Genomic DNA, 4,508 nt, shown 5'->3' with positions numbered 1-4,508 from the left:
TTGCTTCTCAGCTTGCAGCAATCACAAGTTGAGAGCAAAGCGGGATTAAGAGGTTGTTTTAATGAACTTTTTTCTGCCCATGCATGAACTCTTACTGAAAATAAATTGCCCCTGCCCTCATAAAACGTAGAATTTATGCATTCAAAGCCACGTCAGCTTCCGCCTTCATTCATGACACCCGCAGTTACCCAGGCATTTACCTGAAGCAGACATGTCTGCCTTACAGACACGGATAATTCGCCTGCGGGCTGACATTCTGGACTTCATGCGCGATAGTGTAGTCGCGGGGGAGGGGCACCTCCCACCGTTTCAACACGCAGTTTACCATTCAGGAAGGTTCCAAAGCGACAACGTCGGTCTGGTGCCGATGAACCATCACGCCCGACAATACGCTCACGCTAACAAAAAGGATCGCGAGTGTTTCAGGAAAAGCAGGAACCCGATGATCCCATAAGAAACCATACAGCAGAGCGAACAACGTCTCGAATAAAATCATCTGCCAGCCAGTGTCATGGGGAGCAGGCGACTCATCCGGTTCCAGAAGGTATTACCCAAGATCGACGCAAGGATTCCGATGCCGGTTGCAACCGCAATGAAGCGCGCCCATTCATGTATGCCGTGCATGATACCATCGTGATTGCCCGGCACCGTCAGCATGAAGCCGGTCCAGCCAACAGCAGGGTGAGCACGCCGGTTGCGCCGCCCGTCAACAGACTCCAGTCATGGGAAGATATCTGGTGCAGGCGTTCCAGCCACTGTTGATTTAGAACAGCGAAAATAGTCCATGACACCAGAGCCAGAAGGGCGCAGAACCACCCGGTCACTTGTATACCTATAACCCCCGGTGCAGCGTGTTCCAGCCTGCCCCAACTGGCACATGTAATACCTGCCAGGCCGAATACCAGCGTCGGAGCCAGCTTTCGCAACGGCACTGCATTCACGCCCCGGCTGCCTATCACGGTCAGCAACCCCGGCAACAATCCGATGATCAGCGACGTCATGGCAATGCCACCCAGCCGGACCGCATATGATAGCAGGACATAATAGAGGACGTTGCCGAGCAGTCCGAGCCCGATCAATGCCCGCCATTCCCTTCTCCCGATGAGCGGTCCCAGCGTCTTCCAACGGGGTATCAGCATCAGTCCGGAAAAGAGGCCGTAAGCCAGATACCGCCCGGTGGACAGCTGCAGCGGTGTGAAGTCGGCCGCGAGTTCAGGTGCCAGGAAGGCCAATCCCCATAGCGCTCCCGCCGCCATTCCATATGCCAGCCCCATTCCCAGCCTGCCAGGCGTCATCCCGCTATTCCTTTCGGTGTTTGTAGGAAGCATCGTTCATTGATGGCGAATATGAAAGAGGACCACACAGGAGGCCAGGGATTACGGCGGCGCTCGGAATCGCTCATTTATGCTATCCGGAGCAGGGCAAATCAAACGTCCGTTGTCTGTGTGGGAGATAGCGGACAGCCCAAGATCGCCTCTTGTGCCTGCTGGCAAACGGTATGGCCGGCTTTCCGTTGTCGGTTTAAGTTTCGACGTTGTTGCGAACTCATTTCGAACAAAAGCTGCCTGAAGCGGACAGGTGACTTTATCGCAGGTTTAATCCAAACCGGACTGAGCGGTTTCCCCCCTTCCGTGCCTGTCTGTTTAGCGGACATGAAATAGACAAGCAGATTCCGCCTCTTCTCGGACAACAGGACAAATTTTTCGGCTTCTCGAAAGCCGACCCAATCAAATGGAACCAATCAAGTCTTCAGCTTGCAATCGGATTATAATTATTCTTGGGTAAGCGCGAGTTCCACCTGCTTGAGCTCCTCTTTGGTTTCCGCACGCCAACTAGCAACAAGGCAGCGGGGCTCGATAATTGGCGAGCGCAATGGCGCAATGTCTGGCCCGAATCCTCGGGCCACATCATCTGCGACGTTAAGAATACGGTCAGCTAGATCGAAGAGAGTCTCAAAATCTTTATAAGTGGCTCTGTCGTCGGCCGGGTTTCGTTCTAAATCCCTATGAGCAACCTCTTTATCTCGGATGAATTTTAAGCGCTTAATCACCCAGGTTGTGTTCGGTGTCTCCAGTTCACCCTGTAGGGTGGTAAGCTCGTCGAAGCGTGCTTGGATACCATCCATTGTATTCTGTTCATCAGTTTTCAGATAGGACCGATATTTAGCTTCGCTTTTTGCGTCCAGTGGAAGTGCCATTCCGAATTTGGCGGGCGTGGGTCGGCGCTCGCGCACTCGCCAATCCTTTAAATAGGTCTGGACCGTTGGGTCGGCGAGATTTTTACATATCCTTATAAAGGAAAGGGAACGATCTCCCTTGGAGTCCGCCTCAAACATTCGTAGGATTGCAAGCAGCAATGCATCCGTCACTGCCCAACGAAGGGTAAAAAATCCTCCAAGCGCCATCGAATATTGGCCCATACGATCGTGAAGAGCGTCGTCTCGAGCCAAGACGCGCCACAATTCCATATATTTGCGCGCTTGATGGAAGGCGTTGCGGGCTTCTTCGAGGGCATTCTGCGCGCTCTTGAGCTTCAGCGGCCGATCAGCAGGAGCTCCGGGACCGGACAGCGGTATGGCGACCACAGGATCAAGGGGCACGAACGAAACGTCTTCATCCATTACGAGATCTCATAAATCATTCGTTTCTGAGCCTGATTGTAACAGCGTCTCACGTCAATGCAGATAATCGCAAGTGGTTGCGCGGTAGGATACCCCCGATTTGAACCTACCTCCCCTAAATAACTGAAATTAAAAAGTTTCCCGGAATATGCCCTCGGTTTACGCATAGCAAAACCCCGCTAAGCCGTTGACTTAGCGGGGTTTCAGAAACTGCAAGTGGTTGCGGGGCAGGATTGGTTCTCAATTTGCGACAATCGCAAGGTGAGAATAAAGCGGGTTTAGATAATTGTTTTGAAAAGATCTTTTCTGCCCTCGCTTGATCTTTTCATAACCATAGTCCCTTCGATCACCAAAGACGCTTGACGGCGAAGCTGTCAAACAAGGCCTCGTTGGAGATCAGCGTCATACCCTCGGCCTGCGCCTGGGCAATCAGAAAACGGTCAAACGGGTCTTTATGGGCAATGTTCATCTCGCCTGCGATGCGCGCGTGAGTAACGCTGATTGGCAGTTCAACGAACCCCTGCCCGGCAACAATAGCCTCAAAGTCCTGCGCCAGCAGCGCCGCCCCCGACAGTTTGCCGATGCGGAACTTGGTTGCGACCTCCATGGCCGAAGCCGCGCTCACGGCAATGACATTGGCTTCATCCGCTATGGCCTCCTGGGCGCGGTGACTCAGGTGCTCATCGCCCGCCAGCCACCAGATCAGCGCGTGCGTATCAAGCAGTAGCCTCAAGCGAGATTCCACCCGTCCAGTTCATCCTCGGGCAGCGCCTCATTGAAGGTCTTATCCAAGGTGATCTTGCCTTTGAGCGCCCCAAACACGCGACGACCCTGCGGTTCCACCGGCACAAGACGCACCACTGGTACGGAACCACGCGCGATCACCACCTCACCGCCCGCAAGTGCGTCGGCGATCAGACGGGACAGATTGGTCTTGGCATCGTGAACCGAAAACTGAGCCATGAGGCATCTCCTTAGCTAACCAATATAGCTAACCACCTTTCCTTTGGCAAGAGCGGCCTTCCATTCCAGCCGTGTGACTGCCCGAGTTTGCCCCATAGGGAACGGCACTCCAGGCAAAGGCGATTGGCAGAAAGCGAACATATAAATAGTCTGAACCCGATGATATTACCGTGGTTTCACTGTCACCAGTTGATACTGTGGCCAGGTTGTAAAAGTGAGAGTGGTCTGATCAAAGTCAACGGGGCCATCAATGGGATGATGAAACTTGCGGGGACCGCCCTCCCGCAGCAACACGCTCTGATTTTGCCATAGCCGCTCAAAATCGGGGCTTTGGGATCGAAGTTCCTGCACCAGTGCGTCCACCTGCTGTTTATCACCACGAATGCTGACAGCCCGGAATTCCGCCAGTACCCGTCGCGCACTGCTTTCCCAATTATCGAGGAACGTGCGGGCGTCCGGAGCAAGAAAGACGTAGCGCAGCAGATTGCGTTCTTTACCGTTCAGCCAACCGGCAAAAAGATGTCGGGCCGCGTCATTGGCGGCGCGTGCATTCCACAGGGGATCGAGCACATAGCAAGGCACTGCCATCTGCTCGGGAAAGATCCGGACCTCATCGGGAAGGCCTGCTGCCATAGAAGACCGCGACGCATTGGGGTCTTTCATCTGCGCGAGTTCGAACAGGTACAGGCGTTCAGCGGAGGAAAGATGCAGGGCCGTGGCAATGCGTGCCAGCGTCGCCACCGAACAGGAGACATCCCGGCCCTGTTCGAGCCACGTATACCAAGTCGTACTGATGCCGCAGATCTGGGCGGCCTCTTCCCGCCGCAACCCTTTTGCCCGGCGGCGTCCTGGTAACGGGTGCAGACCAACATCCCCCGGTGAAAGGGTATCACGACGCGCACGAAGGAACGTCCCAAGGGCGCGG

The 4,508-nt window shown here is 54.5% G+C and carries 6 protein-coding genes; all 6 read right to left on the bottom strand.

The genetic code is table 11. The annotated features are described in order from the left end of the window. Nucleotides 1-492 precede the first annotated feature (492 nt). Nucleotides 493-657, bottom strand: a complete 165-nt coding sequence (locus JCM25156_RS32375) for a hypothetical protein (RefSeq protein ID WP_306301745.1) — start codon at nt 655-657, stop codon at nt 493-495. Next, nucleotides 651-1,232, bottom strand: a complete 582-nt coding sequence (locus JCM25156_RS32370) for an EamA family transporter (protein WP_306301744.1) — start codon at nt 1,230-1,232, stop codon at nt 651-653. Before JCM25156_RS32370 ends, JCM25156_RS32375 begins: the two co-directional genes overlap by 7 nt. A gap of 539 nt (nt 1,233-1,771) precedes the next feature. Further along, nucleotides 1,772-2,620: an AbiU2 domain-containing protein gene (locus JCM25156_RS09750; protein ID WP_025812926.1), complete on the bottom strand. Its 849-nt coding sequence runs from the start codon at nt 2,618-2,620 to the stop codon at nt 1,772-1,774. 346 nt (nt 2,621-2,966) lie between these two features. Then, entirely contained in the window at nt 2,967-3,353 is a 387-nt protein-coding gene (locus tag JCM25156_RS09745) for a type II toxin-antitoxin system VapC family toxin (RefSeq protein WP_025812925.1), read from the bottom strand. Further along, nucleotides 3,350-3,583, bottom strand: a complete 234-nt coding sequence (locus JCM25156_RS09740) for a type II toxin-antitoxin system Phd/YefM family antitoxin (protein WP_025812923.1) — start codon at nt 3,581-3,583, stop codon at nt 3,350-3,352. The genes JCM25156_RS09745 and JCM25156_RS09740 overlap by 4 nt, the downstream gene beginning before the upstream one ends. A gap of 165 nt (nt 3,584-3,748) precedes the next feature. Further along, on the bottom strand, nt 3,749-4,508 hold a 760-nt coding region (locus JCM25156_RS09735; protein ID WP_034959210.1), incomplete at its 5' end, for a helix-turn-helix transcriptional regulator.

Source organism: Komagataeibacter kakiaceti JCM 25156, assembly GCF_000613305.1.
The sequence above is the reverse complement of the archived record's forward strand: the minus strand, read 5'-3'. Positions and strand labels throughout refer to the sequence as shown.